Raw genomic sequence first — 22,319 nt, 5'->3', positions numbered from 1 at the left:
TTCCACAAGCGCTGCCCGTATGCCACCGAGCGCTGCAGCACCGAAGAGCCAGCCCTGCGCCCTCTCGATAACCGCCAGGTGGCTTGCCACTACGCCGAGCAATTCCTCGACGGCGCGGCATAAAAATGTGGGAGTGAGCCAGCTCACTCCCACAGCGATTGAATCGCACACGTCATCAAGAAGCGTTAACCAGAAACCCCTTCTCCCACCACTGCGCATCAGCACGGGAGCAGGGGTTTTCTTTTTTCCGGGCGTTACGACTGGCTGTCGCCTTCGTCATCATCGGAATCCGGCTCGTCAGTCGTCGAGTCATCGTCGTTATCCGCACCACCCTGCCCCTGATCGCCTGGCTCGGATTCGGATTTGGCGAGCATCAAGCCACTGTATCCTCCCTGCCCGCTCGAAGCCTGCTCATCATGTTGCGTGCACTCGGCCCACGCCATCGAAGTGCCGAGTGACAGCATCACCATCACTTTCAACAGCAATAAAACACGTAGCAATCTGTTCATAGTCGATTCCATCCTTTCGTAGAGTGCCTATCTGGCGCTGAGTGAAATCTAGTTCCGATCCGCGTGGTTCTCCAGATAGGACGCTAACGGAGGGGTGGAAATGCCGTGGATCGACAGAATGGTTTTGAATAATGGTTATTTCCAAACTCCTTAAGTGGCCGTCTCGCTCTTTAGCGAGGATTTGATCACTGGATGCATACAGGGACGTGTCGCTTGGTATATGAGCGGCATAGAACACATCGCCAACACCGCACTTGCGATCCAGACACTATGCCCGCCAAAGTGACCATATAGCTGGCCGCCAAGGGTCGGCGAAAGAAGCGCACTCATCCCCCAACACATAGAGAAAAGGCCAAAATAAAGCCCACTTCTACCGACTTGCGCACGTTGCATGACCAGGACGTTCAAGGTCGGCATAAACAGAATTTCGCCTACAGTCCAGACAACGGTCGATAGGCAGACAAATAGCATCCCGCTCCCCAACGGCAGAACTCCAAGCCCGAAAGCGAGCAAAAAGGCGCCCGCCAACAGTTGCCGCCGCGCCCCCCATGACTCACTCCAATGGGATAACGGAATTTGCAGCAAAACCACGAGCAATGCATTGAGCGCAAATTGCCATCCGACACCCTCAGCTCGCAGTCGATAGTAATCGAGCAAATAGTTGCCCAACATGCTGTAGACCGGTTCGAAAGCAAGGCCGAGCAAACCTGAAGCCGCTAGTAACCATAAGAACGGTTTGTTCTGGAATGGGGACCTGGCGTCCAATGCTGCGGCATAGAACTCATCCGACATCAGAACATCTCGATGAATAGTCGACCGGACAAACCAGACCAAGGCCAATAACGTCATAGCCGCGCTGACAAAAAACACCCACCGAAAATCAGCCTGTGCCAGAACGCCACCCACCACCCCAGCTATAGCCATACCCAGATTGATGGCAACTCGACTCAATGATTGCGCACGAACACGCCGCTCAACATGGCAATACTCCAGGATCAAACGCTGATGAAGCGTACGAATTGCACCATCGAGAACACCGCTGAACAGCAGCAATCCAGCCAGCCAGGGCACGTCGGTGACCAGCCCCAATAGCACCAAAATCCACACCGAGGCGAACATCAACAATGCAGTAAGCCGCGCCGTGGAGAAATGATCACTCAGCACTCCACCGCCCATTGACCCAATCAGTAATCCTGCACCGTAACCGGACAACAGCCATCCAACCGTTTCAAACGGCAACCCCAGTGCCTGACGCAGGTACAACGCCATGAACAACTTGGCCATGGCGCTCAACCGACTGATGAAAATCAACGCAGCAAGCAGCCAGGCCATAGAGCAGAAGTAGCCATCCAACCGAATAAGGTGAGCAAGTCGGCTAACCATGCCACTGGTCCAGATTGCGGTTCACTTGGCTGTAAATACCTTTTGAGGCGTAAGGAATGTCTGAGCGAATCTCGTGATCCGAATCGAAAAAATACTGCGCCTGTAGCCGGCCATCAGCATCCAGACCTATTAGAGGGTTGTTAATCAGAAATTTTCGCACCGCAGCACAAAGCGTCGGCATTCGAATCAAGATCCTCCACTGTCCGAAGCCGTTTTCCGGAACAACAGCTTGAGCCCCAAAGCGCTTTTTGTATTGGAATGTTCCTTTGCTTAAAAATGGCTCACAACCTTGAAAATCGACCCAGTCGATGGATGATTGATTGGAGGCCCATTCAAGGATCGAGTGATAAACAAAATTCTGCGCACCGTTTGCACGATAAACTGCACTCCCACCCTTCATCCCGATCAAACGTGCATTCAAGGTACGCGTAGACCAGTCAATCTGAGAAACACTTCCCGCAACCCACTCAGCATGCATCTGGACTCGAAACAAAACGCCTCGTTTGAACAAATTCAAAAAAGCGTCCTGCTCTTCCACGCTTCGCGCAAAATCACCGTAACGCGCGTTCATCGTCGGAACATGCATGGTGCGGTAAAAGGAGAAAAAATCCTCATCTTCAATTGACACATCGTACTGAAAGCCACGTTTTATCGATTGAGCCCGGCGTTTGCTTTCACGATTAGATAGTTGCCCCAGCACGTGCTCCCAACCAGCAGAAACATCAACTTTTTGATGAATCCTACTGAGCCCGACAACATCACTTGGTTTTTGGTATTGCTGGATAACATCCGATGAGGTCATCAGCAAACTCATGTCGGCTTTATTTCGTTTTATAAAGTCATCCAGTTGCTCCCACTCCAAAGTCCCTTCTTGGTCTATACACGAACTCTCGAAAAAGCATTGAGCTACAAAAGGAGCGATGTACCGCAGTCCCTCATTCACCCCGAGATACGTAAGACGAGCCAGAGTTCCGGCTCGGGAGGCCCCACTGTAAATACGAAAGTGACAGACTGTTTTCCGACTCATCCGAAAATCAGCGTTCAGCATTATTTCGGTTACGAAGGGTCTCAATCATCTCATCAGCAGTTGCAATGAATGAAAGCCCATCAAACGGCACAACCTCATAGTCCCCAAGACTATAGGTGCCTGATCCATGAATGGTGCAACCGTCCACCTCCTCCAATAGCTGTCTATCAATCGCATTCAAGCAACCGGTCATCGCCATCACCAATGACCACTCCTTCAGATCGCGAGGGTCGCTGGGCAACCTCACTGAGGTATTGGCGAGCATCTGAACGCATTCACTGTAGCGTTGCATACATTCATACAGCGAAACGACAATTCCAGAGCCTCCATTGGCCCGAACATGCCCAGTCATTTCCACAGCGGTAGGCGGCAAGTGCGTGTAAAAAGTGGATTCGAGAGTCTCGTCGGGACTCCAAGTCGTAGCAGGAAAATGTGCAGACGCCGATTGCACCCACAGACCGTCGTCTGCCTGTGTATAGAGTGGAGTAGAAGTGCCCTCGAAATTTCCATCGAGCAAATGCAGAACCATGTCACTGGTAGCCAAGTGTTGAACCAAAAGAAACGAAGGTGTAGAAACCTGTTTTCCTAGGCGTTTCAACGCCTCTACGCCAGAGCAATATCCAAGAAGCCCATAGGCGCTCGATACCGCGTGCACATGCACTGTTTTTCGATCGGTATCCCAAGCATCACCATACTCGAAATCAAAAAAAGCTCGGGCTTGGTCAGAGAATCGATAATTCTCCAGTCGCAGGGAATGCCACAACTTCGAATCACCAAATGGTTCACGACTGAACAGTTCTTTGAACCGCTGACCAATAACCTTCACAGCCTCCGGCGAGTCGCCATCAAGGACAAATATCGGGTTCAGGGCACGCAACCGAGGGTCATCGTAGAGTTCGGTTCTACGCAATTTATCGGTAGTTTGCGCAGGTGTCAGCGTGACAATACGTAATTGCTCGGGATGAACAAGTTTGGCTTTCAACGCACGTAGAACCGCATCACGCAATGCAATAGCCTTGTTACCGGAAGAAGGGGAAAACAACAAAATGCTTTCGCCAGTTTCCTGAATATGCCGGATAGCACGTGCAACGATCAGCGTGGAGGCAAAGGTCTTCGTTGTTTGCGTGTTTGCGTTTTGCCGCAGGTCGAACAGGCGTAGCGGTACACCTCGATAGTGACCTAACTCAAAAAACTGTGCAGTGGCAACAGAAAGAAAATCCTGCATACGGGAGTCCAGTGCAGGCAACCTCATTGAAGGCTCGAAAGAACCGTCGCTGCTGCTGACTTCGAAATCGGAAGCACCTTTGACGATAAGCTCGTAATAACGCTCGAGAACAGAAACCGGGGGCTTAGGTCCTTGTGTCGCCGTTGCACTTGAGTCGGTTTTCATCAGGTCCATTTGTCTTGCGCTCCTGCACGTGGAAAATCGCTACTTGCGAAATACCCAACGAACGCTAGACCTCAACGAGTGCCGTGTCCCGTGAAAAAAGCCAAGAGAACTTGAAACCGGAGCCGAGCTACAAAAATCGGAAAAAAACCCTACAGAAGCATCTTTCATCCTGATCGACTCGACCTATCAGTCATGTCTCTGTTTAACCGCTATCACAACATAATCATCGGTTTGTGCTCACCCTCCAACAGCCTGCGAAGTTCGATTTTGTGCAAGCAAGACGAACAATGGCGGATCGTTTTCCATCAAGGAACATTAGTTCACCCGAGATGAATTTCCCCCTTTTACAGGCAAACGTCAGTCATAAAAAAACCCCGGTGCTTGCGCAACGGGGCTTGGGTCTTACTGTTCAGCGCTTAGTGATGTTCACGCGTCGCACGGAATTTCACGTCCGGCCAGCGCTCTTCCATCAGTGCCAGGTTGACTCGGGTCGGGGCCAGGTAGGTCAAGTGACCGCCGCCATCGACCGCGAGGTTTTCCACGGCCTTGTTGGAGAATTCCTCAAGCTTCTTCTTGTCGCTGCAATCGATCCAGCGCGCGGAATAAACGGTGATCGGCTCGTAGGAGCACTCAACCTTGTATTCCTCTTTCAAGCGGCTGGCGACCACATCGAACTGCAGCACACCGACGGCGCCGAGGATGATGTCGTTGCTGCGCTCGGGGAAGAACACCTGGGTCGCGCCTTCTTCGGCCAGTTGCTGCAAACCCTGACGCAGTTGCTTGGATTTCAGCGGATCACGCAGACGCACGCGACGGAACAGTTCCGGAGCGAAGTGCGGGATACCGGTGAAGCCCAGGACTTCGCCTTCGGTGAAGGTGTCGCCGATCTGGATGGTGCCGTGGTTGTGCAAACCGATGATGTCGCCGGCGAAGGCTTCTTCCAGTTGCTCACGCTCGGAGGAGAAGAAGGTCAGCGCATCGCCGATCCGCACGTCCTTGCCGGTGCGCACGTGGCGCATCTTCATGCCTTTTTCGTACTTGCCGGAGCAGATACGCATAAAGGCAATACGGTCGCGGTGTTTCGGGTCCATGTTCGCCTGGATCTTGAAGATGAAGCCCGAGAACTTCTCTTCCACCGGCTCGACGGTGCGCTCGTTGGCCACACGGGCCAATGGCTTCGGCGCCCAGTCCACAACGGCGTCGAGCACATGGTCGACACCAAAGTTACCCAGTGCAGTACCGAAGAACACCGGCGTCAGTTGGCCGTCGAGGAACTCCTGCTGGTTGAACTCGTGGCAGGCGCCCTGCACCAGCTCAAGCTGCTCGACAAAGCGGTCGTACTCGTCACCCAAATGGGCGCGGGCTTCGTCGGAGTCGAGTTTCTCGATGATCTTGGTTTCGGTGCGCTCGTGGCCGTGGCCAGCGGTGTACACAATGATGTAGTCATCGGCGAGGTGGTACACGCCTTTGAAATCACGGTAGCAACCGATCGGCCAGGTGATCGGCGCGGCCTTGATCTTGAGGACCGCTTCGATTTCGTCGAGCAGTTCGATCGGGTCGCGGATGTCACGGTCGAGTTTGTTGATGAAGCTGACAATCGGCGTGTCACGCAGACGGCAAACGTCCATCAGCGCGATGGTCCGTGGCTCTACACCCTTACCGCCGTCGAGGACCATCAAGGCCGAGTCCACCGCGGTCAGGGTGCGGTAGGTGTCTTCGGAGAAGTCTTCGTGGCCCGGGGTGTCGAGCAGGTTGACCATATGGTCGCGATACGGGAACTGCATGACCGACGTGGTAATCGAGATACCACGCTGCTTTTCCATTTCCATCCAGTCGGAGGTGGCATGGCGGTCGGATTTTCGAGATTTCACCGTGCCCGCAATCGCAATCGCCTTGCCCATCAGCAAGAGCTTCTCGGTGATGGTGGTTTTACCGGCATCGGGGTGGGAAATAATGGCGAAAGTGCGGCGTTTCGCGACTTCGGCGGCCTGTTTGGTCATGGGAAATCGCCTGGCAGGTGATTCAAAAAAGGGCGGCGAGTATAGCTCAAAACATGACCTACGAACCACCGTTCGCCTGTAGCAGCTGCCGAGCCTGCGAGGCGGCGTCCGGCGGCGAAGCCGTCGTAAAACCAGGCGCCGCGGTGCCTCGGGCAGATAGCGATGGATGCCTTGACGACGACTTCGTCGCCGAACGCAGCCTCGCCGGCTCGGCAGCTGCTACAGGGGCAAAACGAGATGCGGGGTGGCTAAATGCTGTTAATTATGGAACCTTTTAAAAGGTGCAGACGTCCACTCCCCTGTTACGGCACTCGTACCAGGGGCTGAAAATTCAGCCAGTTAGCCTGACGAGGCTGCGCTTATGGCTCGATCTCATGCGGTTTCATCAGCATGAAGAGCTGCTTCTCGCGAACGTTGATAATCCCGGCAGCCAGGAATGGGATTGCCACTCGGGACTGCGTTCGCCGACAAAGAAAAAAGGAGTCCGCCTGTGGCTATCCACTATGGCAAAGGGCTGATAGGAGGCGCGCTGGTATTCGCCCTTCTGGCCCTGCTGATCCACTGGATCGGCATCAACACGATCGAACATTACCGCGACGATTTGTTGTTTTACCTGCAAGCTCATCTGGTTCTCGTCCTCGCCTCCATGCTGGCCGCCCTCGTTGTGGGCATCCCCGCCGGCATCTTCCTCAGCCGCCCGACCATGGTTGGCCGTGCTGAACGCTTCATGCAGCTCTTCAATATCGGCAACACCGTGCCGCCTCTCGCCGTACTGGCCATCGCCCTGGGGATCCTCGGCATCGGCAGCGGCCCCGCGATCTTCGCCCTGTTCCTCGCCTCGCTGTTGCCCATCGTGCGCAATACCTATGAAGGCCTGAAAAACGTCCAGGGCTCCCTCAAGGAAGCGGCCGTCGGCATCGGCATGACCCCGGCCCAAGTGTTGTGGCAGGTCGAATTGCCGAACGCCGTGCCGATCATCATCGGTGGTGTGCGCGTGGCGCTGGCGATCAACGTCGGGACGGCACCGCTGGCGTTCCTGATTGGTGCCAACAGCCTGGGCAGCCTGATTTTTCCCGGCATCGCCCTGAACAATCAGCCGCAATTGCTGCTCGGCGCGGCTTGCACCGCCCTGCTGGCGTTGCTGCTCGACGGCCTGGTGACACTCGCCAGCCGCCTCTGGCTCGAACGCGGCTTGCGCCCGTCTTAAGCCTCGGCAAAGGAATCAACATGAAAACCTCAAGCTTTTTACTAGGCTGCATCCTGCTGTTCGCAGGATTTGCCCACGCCGCTGAAAAACCGGTCATCCGCATTGGCGCCCGGGTCTTCACCGAACAAACCCTGCTGGCGGAAATCACTTCCCAATACCTGCGCAGCAAAGGTTATGACACTCAAGTCACCGGCGGTTTGGGCAGCAATCTGGCCCGCAGCGCCCATGAAAGTGGCCAACTGGACATGCTCTGGGAGTACACCGGTGTGTCGCTGGTGGCCTACAACCATGTGACGGAAAAACTCGACAGCGAACAGTCCTACGCCCGGGTGAAAGAACTCGACGCGAAAAAAGGCCTGGTCTGGCTGACGCCGTCGAAGTTCAGCAATACCTACGCCTTGGCGCTGCCAAAAAACGTCGCGGATGAATACCCGCAGATCAATACCATCAGTGAGCTGAACACGGCACTACGGGACGAGGCCAAAGCCAACCACCTGGTGGCGCTGGACACCGAGTTCGCCAACCGTTCCGACGGTCTGGGCGGCATGGTGCAGTTGTACGACATGAACCTGACCCGCAAAAACATCCGCCAGATGGACGCAGGGCTGGTCTACACCGCCTTGCGCAATGGCCAGGTGTTTGCCGGTCTGGTCTACACCACCGACGGCCGATTGAACGCCTTCAAGCTGAAACTGCTCGAAGACGACAAGCATTACTTCCCGGACTACACCGCCGCGCCGGTGGTGCGCCAAGCCTTCCTCGACGAACACCCGCAACTGGCTGAACAGCTCAAGCCACTGGCCCGACTGTTCGACGACGAAACCATGCGCCAGCTCAACGCGCGGGTCGATGTCGATCACCAAAGCCCTTCATCCGTTGCCGCAGATTTCCTGCGCCAGCACCCACTCAACTGAGGAGGAAAAGCCATGGAATTTCTGAACGCCTTTTCCCATCTCGACTGGCCGCTGGTCCTGCACCTGACCTGGCAACACATCACGCTGGTCGGCATCGCCGTGACGCTGGCGATTCTGGCAGGCGTGCCGCTGGGCATCCTGATGACACGCTTCCCGACACTCGCCGGCCCGTTGCAAGCCAGCGCCACGGTGCTGCTGACCGTGCCGTCCATTGCGCTGTTTGGGCTATTGCTGCCGTTTTACTCCAAGTTCGGCCAGGGCTTGGGCCCAATGCCTGCAATCACGGCGGTATTTCTGTACTCGCTGCTGCCGATCATGCGCAACACCTACCTCGCGCTGACCAGCGTCGAGCCGGGCATCCGCGAAGCCGCGCGCGGCATCGGCATGACCTTCGGCCAGCGCCTGCGCATGGTTGAACTGCCCATCGCAGTGCCGGTGATCCTCGCCGGCGTGCGCACCGCCGTGGTCATGAACATTGGCGTCATGACCATCGCCGCGACCATCGGCGCCGGTGGCCTCGGCGTCCTCATTCTCGCTTCCATCAGCCGCAGCGACATGTCGATGCTGATCGTCGGCGCCGTGCTGGTCAGCCTGCTGGCCATCTTCGCCGACCTGCTTCTGCAATGGCTGCAACGCTCGCTGACTCCAAAAGGACTCCTGAAATGATCGAACTTCAAAACCTCAGCAAGACCTTCCAAAGTAACGGCAAAGATGTGAAAGCCGTGGACTCGGTAAGCCTGACCGTCAATGAAGGCGAAATCTGCGTGTTCCTCGGGCCATCGGGTTGCGGCAAAAGCACCACGCTGAAAATGATCAACCGCCTGATCAAGCCGACCTCGGGCAAGATCCTGATCAACGGCGAAGACACCACCGACCTCGACGCGGTGACCCTGCGCTGCAACATCGGCTATGTGATCCAGCAGATCGGCCTGTTCCCCAACATGACCATCGAAGAGAACATAGTGGTGGTGCCCAAACTGCTCGGCTGGGCCAAGCAGAAATGCCACGACCGCGCCCGCGAATTGATGAGCATGATCAAGCTGGAACCCAAGCAATACCTGAATCGCTACCCGCGTGAGTTGTCCGGTGGGCAGCAGCAACGGATCGGCGTGATTCGTGCGTTGGCGGCGGATGCACCGCTGTTGCTGATGGATGAACCGTTCGGCGCCGTCGACCCGATCAACCGAGAAATGATCCAGAACGAGTTCTTCGAGATGCAGCGTGCTCTGAACAAGACCGTGATCATGGTCAGCCACGACATCGACGAGGCGATCAAGCTGGGCGACAAGATTGCGATCTTCCGCGCCGGCAAGCTGCTGCAGATCGATCACCCGGACACCCTGCTCGCCCATCCCGCAGACGACTTTGTCAGCAACTTCGTCGGCCAGGACAGCACCCTCAAGCGCTTGCTGCTGGTGAAAGCCGAAGACGCCGCAGACAACGCGCCGTCGGTCAGCCCGGACACCCCGGTGGCCGAGGCGCTGGAACTGATGGATGAACTGGACCGCCGCTATGTCGTGGTGACCTGTGCTGACAACAAGGCATTGGGATACGTCAGACGCCGCGACCTGCACCGTCAGAATGGTACTTGCGGCCAGTACCTGCGCGAGTTCAACGCGACCGCAGCGTATGACGAGCATTTACGCATCCTGCTGTCGCGCATGTACGAGTTCAATCGCTCGTGGCTGCCGGTGATGGATGCCGAGCGAGTGTTTTTGGGCGAGGTGACGCAGGAGTCGATTGCGGCTTACTTGAGCTCAGGTCGTTCGCGCGGCATGAAGACCAACATCGTGTCGCCTGCCGAGGCGGTGGTCGCCTGATAACTCCAATCACCCGGTAAAAATGCAAAACCCTGCAGGAGTGAGCCTGCTCGCGATAGCGCAATGTCAGTCAACGAAGATGTCGACTGTAAAAAACCATCGCGAGCAGGCTCGGTCCTACAAGGTCTGTGCAATTTTGGAGTGATCGACAGAGCGGAAAAAAATATCAACAGCGACACCTCCAAAACCTATCCAGAAATACCTTCTGAAAGAACCAAATCCCCCCTCAACTCAACTTTTGGTGGACAACGTCGCCGAAGTTGACGCTATCGTAGTTATCAGCCATCTGGCGCACAAAAGCGTCGAACGTGCAGGTATTTTTAACACTTCACAATTCCTCGGGAACATCCGACTGTCATCTGAGTCGGTTACAAAGAGTGATGCTCGTAACGCGCGTCAGAAGAGTGCAAAAACGCGACATTTTTTGTTGATCTCAAGCCCCTCACGCCCTAAAGTTCGCGCCGAACGTCCATGCTGGAAACGATCCATCCGGCTCAAGTACTGACGACGAGACAGCAAGGCCAAGGGAAAGCTGCACTTCCCATGGCCTTTTTGCTTTCGGCGACATGCCTTGGGAAGTAGGCGAACCAAAGTGGGGATACGGAGGACGTTCATTTGCACCCATTGATTACTAATGTTTGCCACTAGGAGTCCCAAGTATGTCGATCAATGTCGAAGACTATTTCGCGCGCGATACTTTCAACAAAATGAAGGCCTTCGCCGACAAACAGGAAACCCCGTTCGTGGTGATCGACACCGCGATGATTGCCCAGGCCTATGACGACCTGCGCGCCGGTTTCGAATTCGCCAAGGTCTACTACGCCGTCAAGGCCAACCCGGCCGTCGAAATCATCGACCTGCTCAAAGAGAAAGGTTCGAACTTCGACATCGCCTCGATCTACGAGCTCGATAAAGTGATGAACCAGGGCGTCGGCCCGGATCGCATCAGCTACGGCAACACCATCAAGAAATCCAAAGACATTCGCTACTTCTACGAGAAGGGCGTGCGTCTGTATGCCACCGACTCCGAAGCCGACCTGCGCAACATCGCCAAGGCAGCACCAGGTTCGAAAGTCTACGTGCGCATCCTCACCGAAGGCTCGACCACGGCTGACTGGCCTTTGTCGCGCAAATTCGGCTGCCAGACCGACATGGCCATGGACCTGCTGATCCTCGCTCGCGACCTGGGCCTGGTGCCGTACGGCATCTCGTTCCACGTCGGCTCGCAACAGCGCGACATCAGCGTCTGGGACGCGGCGATCGCCAAGGTCAAAGTGATCTTCGAACGCCTGAAGGAAGAAGACGGCATTCACCTCAAGCTGATCAACATGGGCGGTGGCTTCCCGGCCAACTACATCACCCGCACCAACAGCCTGGAAACCTACGCTGAAGAAATCATCCGTTTCCTCAAGGAAGACTTCGGTGACGACCTGCCGGAAATCATCCTCGAGCCGGGCCGTTCGTTGATCGCCAACGCCGGCATCCTGGTCAGCGAAGTGGTGCTGGTGGCACGTAAATCCCGCACCGCCGTCGAGCGTTGGGTGTACACGGATGTGGGCAAGTTCTCCGGCCTGATCGAAACCATGGACGAAGCCATCAAGTTCCCGATCTGGACCGAGAAGAAAGGCGAGATGGAAGAAGTGGTCATCGCCGGCCCAACCTGCGACAGCGCCGACATCATGTACGAAAACTACAAGTACGGCCTGCCGCTGAACCTGGCCATTGGTGATCGTTTGTACTGGTTGTCGACCGGTGCCTACACCACCAGTTACAGCGCTGTTGAATTCAATGGCTTCCCGCCGCTGAAATCGTTTTACGTTTAAGCGCTACGCGTAGAAATGAAAAAGCCCATGACGAGTCATGGGCTTTTTTGTGCCTGCGCTACAGAGGCGCCAGTTGTCGTTCAAGCTCGTCAATGCGTCGGATATACGCCGGTGCCAACTCGCGAAACTGTGGGTTCACGGCGCTCATCAATGCCTTGCTCGCCACTCGCAGGAAATTCAGATTGCCGCCGGCTAATGCCTTGTGCAACCAGGTCATTGCCTCTTCGACGCCCCCCTCCTCGGCCAGTACCGCGGCATAACTGAACTGCCCGCGAAAATCCCCGCCGACCGCCGAACGGCGATACCAGTCACGCGCCAATGCCGCGTCTGCCGGGCACACTTGTCCTTGCTCCAGATAACGCCCCAGCAGGTTCATCGATTTCGCGTGACCCAATTCAGCCGCTCGGCGATAGAAGCTGAACGCCTGCGCCTGGTCTTCGATTACACCTCGCCCGGTGGCCAGCAAATTGGCGTAGTTGTACATCGCCCAATCCAGCCCGGCCTGCGCCGCGACCCGGTAATGCCGAGCGGCAATCGAGGCATCCGCCACGCAGCCCCAACCGTGCTCATGACAACGACCCAGCATGTTGCGCGCCATCAAGTGCCCACCTTGAGCCGCAATCGCGAACCAGCGCGTGGCCAGCGGCTGGTCCTGTGCGATGCCATTGCCGTCCAGCAGGATTTGCCCGAGCAGTGCCTGAGCATCGAGTACGCCTTCTCGGGCGGCGATCAAAATGGCTTGAGCCGCACGTGCCGGACTTTCCTCAAGCATGGATTTGAGTCGGTCACCGTCGAGGACTTCCTCACGGCGCAGTTGATAACTCATACCTCGACCCAACGGCGCAGCAGGTTGTGATAAGTGCCAGTGAGCCGAATCAGCGACGGGTGATCCGGCATGTCCAGCGTCAATTGCTGGATCGCCCCATCCATCTCGAACAGCAAGGCGCGCTGACTGTCTTCACGCACCAGGCTTTGGGTCCAGAAAAACGACGCGTAACGCGTGCCGCGGGTGACGGCGTTGACCTTGTGCAGGCTGGTGCCGGGATACAAAACCATGTCGCCGGCAGGCAGCTTGACGCGCTGAGGGCCGAAGGTGTCCTGGATTTCCAGTTCACCACCGTCGTAGTCCTCAGGTTCACTGAAGAACAGCGTCGCCGAGAGATCGGTGCGCACCCGCTCGATGCTGCCCTTGGGCTGGCGCACGGCGTTATCAATATGAAAATCGAAACTGCCGCCGGCGGTGTAGCAGTTCACCAACGGCGGGAAGACCTTGTGCGGTAACGCGGCTGACATGAACTGCGGATTTTTCCACAGCCGTTCGAGCATCGCCGCGCCGACTTCCTTGGCCAGCGGATGACCTTCAGGCAGTTGCAGGTTGTGCTTGGCTTTAGCCGACTGATAGCCGGCAGTGATTTTGCCATCCGCCCAATCGGCCTGTTCCAGAGCCTCGCGGATACGCTGCACTTCTTCTTTCGAGAACAAGCCTGGAATGTGCAGCAGCATGGCAGGGACACCTGAAACCAAAGGGGTGCTAATGGTATTGATTCTTATTGTCCGTGTAAAACCCTCACGACGAACGAAACAGCAAAAAGCGTAAGGTTAAATTGTAAAGAATGTAAATTCCTCGCGAATAGTAACGTTTCGCAATTGATACAAATACGCGTCTACCCTATATTCCGCCGCCTCAAATCCTTGGGGAGGGGAATTCAAATGTCGCGTCAACAAACACAAGTACCGGTCAGTTCACCACGTTTGCTCGCATCGGCCATTGGCATGGCGATTACCGCCGGCTCGGCGGGGCACATGGTTTTCGCGGCGGAAAAGGCTGACGAAAAAGCACCGAGTAATGTGATTTCGCTGGGCGCTACCGCCATCACTGGCGAGGCTCAGGACGAGACTTCCTACAACGTCGAAAAAGCGTCCTCGCCCAAGTACACCGCACCACTGGTGGACACACCGCGTTCGATTACCGTCATCCCGCAACAAGTCCTGAAGGACACCGGCGCGATGAACATGCAAGACGCACTGCGCACCGTTCCGGGCATCACCTTTGGTGCCGGTGAAGGTGGCAACCCACAGGGTGACCGTCCATTCATTCGCGGCTTCGATGCCCAGGGCGACACTTACCTGGACGGCGTGCGCGACACCGGTTCGCAGAGCCGCGAGATCTTCGCCGTTGAATCGATTGAAGTCAGCAAAGGCCCGAACTCGGCCATTGGCGGCCGTGGCGCCGCTGGCGGCAGCATCAACCTGGTGAGCAAGAAAGCGCACCTGGGGGATTCGCTCGACGGTGGCTTTACCTGGGGCTCCGACCAGACCCAGCGCTACACCTTCGACGGCAACTATCAGTTCTCCGACACCGCCGCCGGCCGTCTGAACCTGCTGACCCACGAAAGCAACGTCGCCGGCCGCCAGAGCATCGATTACGATCGTTGGGGTATCGCACCGTCCCTGGCCTTCGGCCTGGGCACCGAGACCCGTGTCAACCTCGACTACTACCACCTCGAAAGCAACGACACGCCGGACTCGGGCATTCCGTACTCCATCCCGGTCGCTGGCTCGGCTGCGCGTACCAAGGCCAATCCTGACAAGCCTAATGACGGCGGCAACAGCAGCAACTGGTATGGTCTGAACGACCGCGATTTCCGCAAGACCCGTACCGACACCGCGACCTTCTCCATCGAGCACGATCTGAACGATGCGCTGACCGTCAAGAACACCCTGCGCCACGGCACCAGCATGCAGGATTACATCCTGACCCAGCCGGACGACAGCAAGGGCAACGTCAACAATGGCAGCCTCTGGCGTCGGGCGAATACCCGTGTCAGCAACACCGAGACCACCACTAACCAGACCGATCTGTTTGGTGACGTGTACATCGCCGGGTTCAAGAACAGCTTCGCCACGGGTGTCGAGTTCACTCACGAGGAAAACGAAAAATCCTCGTACAACGTCAACACCGATACCACCCCGCGTACCGCAGCGGTGACCACTAACTGCTCTCCGGCCTTGATCGGCAGGCCAAGCGGTTTCAACTGCACCTCGCTGTCCAACCCGAACCAGAACGATCCATGGAACGGTGCAATCTCGCGTAACTACGCCGGTACCGACACCAAGGCCAACACGTACGCGCTGTATGTGTTCGACACCCTGGAATTGTCTGAGCAGTGGCTGGTGAACATGGGTCTGCGTTATGACCATTTCGACACCGACTACAAGACTTTCAACAGTTCCAGCGTGACCACGTCCAAGGGCGATGACACCAGCGAATTCGTCACCGGTCAGTTCGGCGTGGTGTACAAACCTGCTGAAAACGGCAGCATCTATGCGTCCTACGCGACGTCCGCCACGCCACCGGGCAACACCCTGGGCGAAGGTTCGGAAGGCAACCCATTGGGTGGCACACCTGATCGCAACGGCAACCTGCTGAAAAGCGATATGGAACCGGAAACCACCAAGAACTACGAAATCGGCACCAAGTGGGACCTGATGAACGATCGTCTGTCCTTGACCGCCGATATCTTCCGCACCGAGAAAGAAAACGCTCGTGTGCAAACCAACACCACGACATACGAAAACGTCGGCAAGACTCGCGTTCAAGGTGTCGAACTGTCGGCCACCGGCAAGCTCACCGATAAATGGCAGGTCTTCGCCGGTTACGCCTACATGGACAGTGAGCAAGTCGATGGTGGCCCACTGGGTGCGGCCAACGACGGTAACGAGCTGCCTAACACGCCGAAAAACAGCGCCAGCCTGTGGACGACTTATCAAGTCACGCCGAAGCTGACCATCGGTGGCGGTGCGTTCTACGTCGACGATGTGTTTGGCAGCGCTGCCAACACCACCATGGTTGATTCCTACGTTCGTTACGACGCAATGGCGGCCTACAAGCTGAGCAAAAACGTCGACCTGCAACTGAACGTGCAGAACCTGACCGACGAAACGTACTACGACAAAGCGTTCTCGACTCACTTCGCCAACCAGGCGGCCGGTCGTACTGCCTTGCTGAGCACCAACTTCCACTTCTAATAAAAGTGTGAGGAAAAAAGCCCTGCTCATTCGTGAGTAGGGCTTTTGTGTGTAAAAAAGAATGTTTCTCGACAACCCACGGCATAATGCGCGCCGTGAAGACTATTTTTGAACGAACAAGGCGAGTGACGTGTTGAAGAAAACCCTGTTCCAGTTGCACTGGTTTTTCGGCATCAGTGCCGGACTGGTCCTGGCCCTGATGGGCATCACCGGGGCCATGGTGTCGTTTCAGGATGAAATCCTGAGCGTACTGAACCCTTCTGTGTTGCAGGTCCAGAAGCAGGTCGCTGGCGTCCTGCCGCCCGCTGAATTGGTCGAACGCATCGAAGCCGCGTCCGGCAAAAAGGTCTCGATGCTCAACGTCGAAACCGACAGCGGCCGTGCCGCCAAAGTGTTCTTCACCCCGCCGCCGGGTGAACGCCGTGGCGAAATGCGTTACTTCGACCCGTACACCGCCGACTTCATGGGCGATGCCACCGGCCAGGACTTCTTCGGCTTCATGTTGCAACTGCACCGCTTCCTCGCCATGGGCGATACCGGGCGGCAGATTACCGGGGCCTGTACGCTGATCCTGGTGTTCTTCTGCCTGTCCGGTCTTTACCTGCGCTGGCCGCGCCAGTGGAAAAGCTGGCGTGCCTGGCTGACCCTGGACTGGAAGAAAAAGGGTCGTAGCTTCAACTGGGACTTGCACTCCGTGGCCGGCACCTGGTGCCTGGTGTTTTATCTCCTGGCAGCACTGACCGGGTTGTCCTGGTCGTATGAGTGGTACAACAAGGGCCTGACCCGATTGCTGTCCGACGCGCCACAAAACGAGCGCGTGCGCAATCGCGGCCCGGCCCCCAGTGGTCCGGCGCCGACTGCCGATTACTCGGCCATCTGGAGCAGCGTCTACAGCGCCGCCGGCCCGGCACTCAGCGCTTACAACATCCGAATGCCACCCGTGGCCGGCCAGCCGGCGACCGTGTATTACCTGCTGAAAACCTCACCCCACGACCGCGCCCAGAACCAGATCACCCTCGATCCGGCGACCGGCATCGTCAAGCAGCACGACCGTTACAGCGACAAGAGCCTCAAGGCGCAACTGCTGACCAGCATTTACGCGCTGCACGTTGGCAGCTACTTCGGCATTGTCGGGCGGATCATCCTGACGATTGCCTCGCTGACGATGCCGTTGTTTTTCGTCACGGGCTGGTTGCTGTACCTCGATCGTCGGCGCAAGAAAAAGCAGATCAAGGACGCGCGCAAAAGTCTCGATCATCCCGACAGCGATGCGCCGGCCTGGCTGATCGGTTTCGCCAGCCAGAGCGGTTTCGCCGAGCAATTGGCGTGGCAAACGGCCGGGCAGCTGCAAGCCGCCGGGTTGCCGGTTAAGGTGCGGCCACTGGCCAGTGTCAGTGAACAGGATTTGCTCGACTCCACTAATGCGTTGTTCGTGGTCAGCACGTTCGGCGACGGCGAAGCGCCGGACAGCGCGCGCGGCTTCGAACGCAAGATGCTGGGCCGGGCGTCAAGCCTGCAGAGCCTGAACTATGCGGTACTTGGACTCGGTGATCGCCAGTATCAACACTTCTGCGGTTTCGCCCGACGCTTGCACACCTGGCTGGGCGAGCATGGCGGCAAGACCCTGTTCGCGCCGGTGGAAGTCGACAGCGGTGACCCGTACGCCTTGCGTCACTGGCAGCAACAACTGGGCCTGCTGACCGGGCAAACACCGGTCGACACCTGGCAAGCGCCGAGCTACGACAACTGGCCACTGACCCACCGCGAATTGATGAACCCGGACAGCAGCGGCTCGCCGGTGTACTTGCTGGGCCTCACCGCCCCGTCCACCAGCAGTTGGCTGGCGGGAGATCTGGTGGAGGTGTTGCCGCGTAACTGCCCGTGGGCGATCGAGCACTTCCTCGACGGCCTGGGCATCGACGGGCGCGCCGCGGTGGTGTTCGATGGTTTGTCACAACCTTTGGAGCAAGCGCTCGCCACGCGCCAGCTACCTGAAAACAGAGCCCATCTGGTCGGCCTGCACGCTCAGGCATTGGCTGATGCGCTGGTGCCGTTGGCCATGCGCGAATACTCCATTGCCTCGATTGCTGCTGATGGATTGCTGGAGTTGATCGTGCGCCAGGAACAGCATCCCGACGGCAGCCTGGGCATTGGCTCCGGCTGGCTGACCGAACACGTGCCAGTGGGTGGCAACGTCAGCCTGCGGGTGCGACGCAACAGCGGGTTCCATCTGCCGGCCGAGCCGGTGCCGATGATTCTGCTGGGTAACGGCACCGGCCTTGCCGGGTTGCGCAGTTTGCTCAAGGCGCGCATTGCCGACGGCCAGCAACGCCATTGGCTGCTGTTTGGCGAGCGTCATCGGGAACACGATTACCTGTGTCGCAATGAACTGGAAGAGTGGCTGATCTCAGGCGACCTGGAGCGGCTCGACCTGGCATTCTCGCGGGATCAGGCCGAGAAGGTCTACGTGCAGGATCGCCTGCGGGAGTCGGCGGATGAGCTGAAGAAATGGCTCGCCGACGGCGCCGTGATTTACATCTGCGGCAGCTTGCAGGGGATGGCATCAGGGGTCGATCACGTACTCAACGAAGTGCTCGGGATTGCAGAGGTCGATCGCCTGATCGAACAAGGCCGCTACCGCCGCGACGTTTACTGACACACCCCACTCCGTGTAGGAGCTGAGCTTGCTCGCGATGACGGTTTAACAGTCAACAATGAGGGTGACTGACAGGCCGCCATCGCGAGCAAGCTCAGCTCCTACAGGGGGGGCAGGTGTACAAACATTAGACCGGCGTCACCTTCTGCTCAAACACACTCACCCCATCCAGATCCCGCAACACCACACTCATCTCCCCCGTCTGCCCATCAATATTCACCTCGCCAAAAAACTGAAAACCGGCAAACGGTGACGCGTTCTGCACGGGCGGCGCCTTTTCGAACACCACTTCAGGGCCAAAGGTTTTATCCAACTGATCAGGCCCGAAACTCCCCGCGTTCAAAGGCCCGGCGACAAACTCCCAAAACGGTTCAAAATCCTGAAACGCGGCACGATCCGGGTGGTAGTGATGCGCCGCGCAGTAGTGCACGTCCGCCGTCAAAAACACGAAATTACGCACCTGCTGTGCTCGCAGGAAACCCAGCAACTCAGCGATTTCCAGCTCACGCCCCTGAGCCGGCCCCGGGTCACCATTGGCCACCGCTTCCCAGCGCGTCACACCGGGGCTGATCTCGCCGTCGGGCGCGCCAAGGCCTAACGACATGTCGGCGGCTATGACTTTCCACTGGGCGGTCGAGCCTTTCAATTCGCGCTTGAGCCAGTCCAGCTGCTCGCGCCCGAGAAAGGGTTTTGCGGCGCCGAGGTTGTCATCATTGGCACCGCGATAACTGCGCATGTCGAGTACAAATACATCGAGCATCGGCCCATAGCCGAGCTTGCGATAAATCCGCCCACCATTGTCGGCGTCCTGCCAACGCATGGGTGCATATTCGAGCCAGGCCTGCCGCCCGTGGCTCACCAGGCTGTGGATATCTTTCTCCTGATAACGCGCGTCGAGTTGCTTGCCCGGCGACCAGTTGTTCACCACTTCGTGGTCGTCCCATTGCCAGATCTGCGGCACCTCGGCATTGAAGCGACGGATGTTTTCGTCCATCAGGTTGTAGCGGTAATTGCCCCGAAAATCGTCGAGATTTTGTGCGACCTTGCTCTTGGCTTCGCTGGTGATGTTGCGCCACACCCGACCGTTTTCGGTGGTCAGTTGCACAGGGATGGGGTTGTCGGCGTAGATCGTGTCGCCGCTGTGGATAAAGAAGTCCGGCAAGCGCAAACGCATGGCTTCATAAATGCGCATACCGCCGATGTCCGGGTTGATACCGAAGCCTTGGCCGGCGGTGTCGCCACTCCAGATAAAACGAATGTCGCGGCGGGTTTGCGGCACGCTGCGCAAATGGCCGAACCAGGGTTCGCTGGCGACACCGCTTTGAGCGTCCTCGAAGGTCACGCGATAGAAAATCGCCTGATCGGCGGGCAACCCGGTGAGCTCGACACGCGCGGTGAAATCGGTGCGGGCATCGGCCAGCGGCGAGACAAATCGGCGCGGGTTGCTGAACAGGCTGCGCGTGTCCCATTCCACGACCATACGGGCCGGGCGATCGCTGCGACTCCAGACCATCGCCCGGTCACCCAGCACATCACCGGACTGCACGCCGTCGCTGAGTTGCGGACGATCCTTGACCGAAGCGATCACCGCCGGCGCCAGGCTTGGTAACAACAGCCCGGCCCCCACCGCTTGGATGACACGACGACGACCGAGGTCGAATTCGCTCATGGTGTTCTCCCTGAAACGGAAAAACATAATGGACTGTGACACACCCCTGTAGGAGCAGAGCTTGCTCGCGATGTCGGTTTAACATTCAACGAAAATGCTGGCTGTTACACCGTCATCGCGAGCAAGCTCGGCGCCTACAAAAAAGGGCGTCAGGCGTTGGCGGGTTCCAGTGCCAACTCGACCGTTTCAGGCCTTTTGACCAGCGCATACGCCACCGCCGTCAACAAACTCCCGGCCACAATCGCCAGCAAGTAAAGCAGCGCATGGTTGATTGCATTCGGGATCGCCAGCACAAACAAGCCACCGTGCGGCGCCATCAGTTTGCAGCCGAAATACATCGACAACGCCCCGGTCAGCGCACCACCGGCAATGCTCGCCGGGATCACCCGCAACGGGTCTTTCGCGGCAAACGGAATCGCCCCTTCCGAGATGAAGCATAGCCCCAGCACCAACGCCGCTTTACCGGCCTCGCGCTCGGTCTGGGCAAATTTGCGCCGGGCAATAAACGTGGCGATGCCCAGGCCAATCGGCGGCACCATGCCGGCGGCCATGGTCGCGGCCATCGGCGCATAGCTTTGCGAGGCCAGCAGCCCCACCGAGAACGCGTAAGCCGCTTTGTTGATCGGCCCGCCCAAGTCGACGCACATCATGCCGCCCAGCAGTACACCGAGCAGAATCGCGTTGGTGGTGCCCATGCTGTCGAGGAAATGCGTCAGCCCTTCGAGCATCCCGGCCACGGGTTTGCCCACCACGTAAATCATCACCAGTCCGGTGAACAGGCTCGCCAGCAACGGGATGATCAGGATCGGTTTCAGCGCCTCAAGGCTCTGCGGCAAACGCGCATAACGGTTGATCGCCTGCGCCGCGTAACCGGCGATGAAACCGGCAATGATCCCGCCAATAAAACCGGCACCCAAAGTGCTGGCCAACAGACCACCGATCATCCCTGGCGCCAGGCCCGGCCGGTCGGCAATCGAGTAGGCGATGTAACCCGCCAGCAGCGGCACCATCAGTTTGAACGCGGTGTCGCCGCCGATCTGCATCAAGGCTGCCGCCAACGTGCCGGGTTCCTTGAACGCGGTGATGCCGAACACGAAGGACAGCGCGATCATCAAGCCGCCCGCCACCACCATCGGCAGCATGAACGACACACCGGTCAGCAAGTGTTTATAGACGCCGGTTTTCTCTTGCCTGGCCGGGCCTTTGGAGCCGCTGGCGGCGCTTTCCTGCTGACCTTCGGCCAACGCTTTGTTCAGCGTCGCTTCGGCTTGCTTGAGGGCAATGCCGGTGCCACAACGGTAAATCTTCTTGCCGGCGAAACGCTCGGTGGCGACTTCAATATCACAGGCCAGCAGCACCACATCGGCCTCGGCAATCGCGGCGGCGCTCAATGGATTGCGCGCGCCGACCGAGCCCTGGGTTTCTATTTGCAAGTCATAACCCAGTCGCTTGGCCGCTTGCTGCAAGGCTTCGGCGGCCATGAACGTATGGGCGACCCCGGTCGGGCATGCGGTGATCGCAACCAGTCGTGGCGCGTTTTTAGGGGTCGCGACAGGCTCGACAACCGTTTCGGGAGCAACGTAAACCTGAGCTTCTTCAGCGCCGCGCCGCAGCACCGCTTCAACATCCTGCAGGGCTTGCGCCGGGGTGCTCTGGAACACGCGTTTGCCGACAAACCGCGCCATATCCACCGGCGCGCTGGTCACCAGCAGGACCCACTCTGCGGCGTCGAGAGTGGCCGCCGACAATTGCCGCTCCGGATGCGTGGCATCCACCACTTCAACGCAGGTCATCCAGCCCTGACGCTGGGCCGCTGCATCGAGCAAACGGGCGCACAGCACACTGGTGACCATGCCGTTCGGGCAGGCCGTAACAATGGCTAACTTCATGAC

The 22,319-nt window shown here is 57.7% G+C and carries 16 protein-coding genes and 1 pseudogene; 8 read left to right on the top strand and 9 right to left on the bottom strand.

Annotated features, from left to right (window positions below):
- Positions 1–123: pseudogene (locus tag C7534_RS27265) on the top strand (dipeptide ABC transporter ATP-binding protein); the annotation flags it as partial.
- Between the two features lie 131 nt (positions 124–254).
- On the opposite strand, the gene C7534_RS27260 reads toward C7534_RS27265, so the two are convergent.
- The 5 genes from C7534_RS27260 to C7534_RS27240 all read right to left on the bottom strand — a co-directional run bounded on the left by C7534_RS27260 (position 255) and on the right by C7534_RS27240 (position 6,309).
- A complete protein-coding gene (locus C7534_RS27260) occupies positions 255–509 on the bottom strand; it encodes a hypothetical protein (RefSeq protein WP_077430885.1) in 255 nt (84 codons plus the stop codon).
- 150 nt (positions 510–659) lie between these two features.
- Positions 660–1,892, bottom strand: coding sequence for an MFS transporter (locus C7534_RS27255; RefSeq protein WP_109787643.1), 1,233 nt, complete (start codon positions 1,890–1,892; stop codon positions 660–662).
- Entirely contained in the window at positions 1,885–2,706 is an 822-nt protein-coding gene (locus tag C7534_RS27250) for a hypothetical protein (RefSeq protein WP_256594824.1), read from the bottom strand. Before C7534_RS27250 ends, C7534_RS27255 begins: the two co-directional genes overlap by 8 nt.
- A 220-nt stretch (positions 2,707–2,926) precedes the next feature.
- Positions 2,927–4,318 (bottom strand): DUF6002 family protein, encoded by a 1,392-nt coding sequence (locus C7534_RS27245; RefSeq protein ID WP_109787642.1) that lies wholly within the window; start codon positions 4,316–4,318, stop codon positions 2,927–2,929.
- Between the two features lie 407 nt (positions 4,319–4,725).
- Positions 4,726–6,309: a peptide chain release factor 3 gene (locus tag C7534_RS27240; protein ID WP_046031953.1), complete on the bottom strand. Its 1,584-nt coding sequence runs from the start codon at positions 6,307–6,309 to the stop codon at positions 4,726–4,728.
- A 490-nt stretch (positions 6,310–6,799) separates the two neighbouring features.
- Here C7534_RS27240 and C7534_RS27235 point away from each other — a divergent pair, with 490 nt between their 5' ends.
- The 5 genes from C7534_RS27235 to C7534_RS27215 all read left to right on the top strand — a co-directional run bounded on the left by C7534_RS27235 (position 6,800) and on the right by C7534_RS27215 (position 12,073).
- Complete coding sequence (locus tag C7534_RS27235) at positions 6,800–7,516, top strand: ABC transporter permease (RefSeq protein WP_109787641.1); 717 nt, start codon at positions 6,800–6,802, stop codon at positions 7,514–7,516.
- Positions 7,517–7,536: 20 nt separating this feature from the next.
- Entirely contained in the window at positions 7,537–8,430 is an 894-nt protein-coding gene (locus C7534_RS27230) for a glycine betaine ABC transporter substrate-binding protein (RefSeq protein WP_046031951.1), read from the top strand.
- A 12-nt stretch (positions 8,431–8,442) separates the two neighbouring features.
- Positions 8,443–9,096, top strand: coding sequence for an ABC transporter permease (locus tag C7534_RS27225; protein WP_109787640.1), 654 nt, complete (start codon positions 8,443–8,445; stop codon positions 9,094–9,096).
- Entirely contained in the window at positions 9,093–10,250 is a 1,158-nt protein-coding gene (locus C7534_RS27220; protein WP_109787639.1) for an osmoprotectant ABC transporter ATP-binding protein OsmV, read from the top strand. Before C7534_RS27225 ends, C7534_RS27220 begins: the two co-directional genes overlap by 4 nt.
- A 659-nt stretch (positions 10,251–10,909) precedes the next feature.
- Complete coding sequence (locus C7534_RS27215) at positions 10,910–12,073, top strand: type III PLP-dependent enzyme (protein ID WP_109787638.1); 1,164 nt, start codon at positions 10,910–10,912, stop codon at positions 12,071–12,073.
- Positions 12,074–12,131: 58 nt separating this feature from the next.
- On the opposite strand, the gene C7534_RS27210 is transcribed toward C7534_RS27215, so the two are convergent.
- Complete coding sequence (locus tag C7534_RS27210) at positions 12,132–12,899, bottom strand: tetratricopeptide repeat protein (protein ID WP_109787637.1); 768 nt, start codon at positions 12,897–12,899, stop codon at positions 12,132–12,134.
- Entirely contained in the window at positions 12,896–13,576 is a 681-nt protein-coding gene (locus tag C7534_RS27205; RefSeq protein WP_109787636.1) for a Fe2+-dependent dioxygenase, read from the bottom strand. The genes C7534_RS27210 and C7534_RS27205 overlap by 4 nt, the downstream gene beginning before the upstream one ends.
- Before the next feature lie 207 nt (positions 13,577–13,783).
- Here C7534_RS27205 and C7534_RS27200 point away from each other — a divergent pair, with 207 nt between their 5' ends.
- Complete coding sequence (locus tag C7534_RS27200) at positions 13,784–16,102, top strand: TonB-dependent receptor (RefSeq protein ID WP_109787635.1); 2,319 nt, start codon at positions 13,784–13,786, stop codon at positions 16,100–16,102.
- A 130-nt stretch (positions 16,103–16,232) separates the two neighbouring features.
- On the top strand, positions 16,233–18,758 hold the full coding sequence (locus C7534_RS27195) for a PepSY domain-containing protein (protein ID WP_109787634.1): 2,526 nt from the start codon (positions 16,233–16,235) through the stop codon (positions 18,756–18,758).
- Positions 18,759–18,885: 127 nt separating this feature from the next.
- Here C7534_RS27195 and C7534_RS27190 read toward each other — a convergent pair whose 3' ends face one another.
- Positions 18,886–20,427 (bottom strand): alkaline phosphatase D family protein, encoded by a 1,542-nt coding sequence (locus C7534_RS27190; protein ID WP_109787633.1) that lies wholly within the window; start codon positions 20,425–20,427, stop codon positions 18,886–18,888.
- Between the two features lie 149 nt (positions 20,428–20,576).
- Positions 20,577–22,316 carry a PTS fructose-like transporter subunit IIB gene (locus C7534_RS27185; RefSeq protein WP_109787632.1) on the bottom strand — a complete coding sequence of 580 codons (1,740 nt, stop codon included), beginning with the start codon at positions 22,314–22,316 and terminating at the stop codon, positions 20,577–20,579.
- Positions 22,317–22,319: the final 3 nt, after the last annotated feature.

This window comes from Pseudomonas sp. OV226 (assembly GCF_003148705.1).
Classification (GTDB): domain Bacteria; phylum Pseudomonadota; class Gammaproteobacteria; order Pseudomonadales; family Pseudomonadaceae; genus Aquipseudomonas.
The sequence above is the reverse complement of the archived record's forward strand: the minus strand, read 5'-3'. Positions and strand labels throughout refer to the sequence as shown.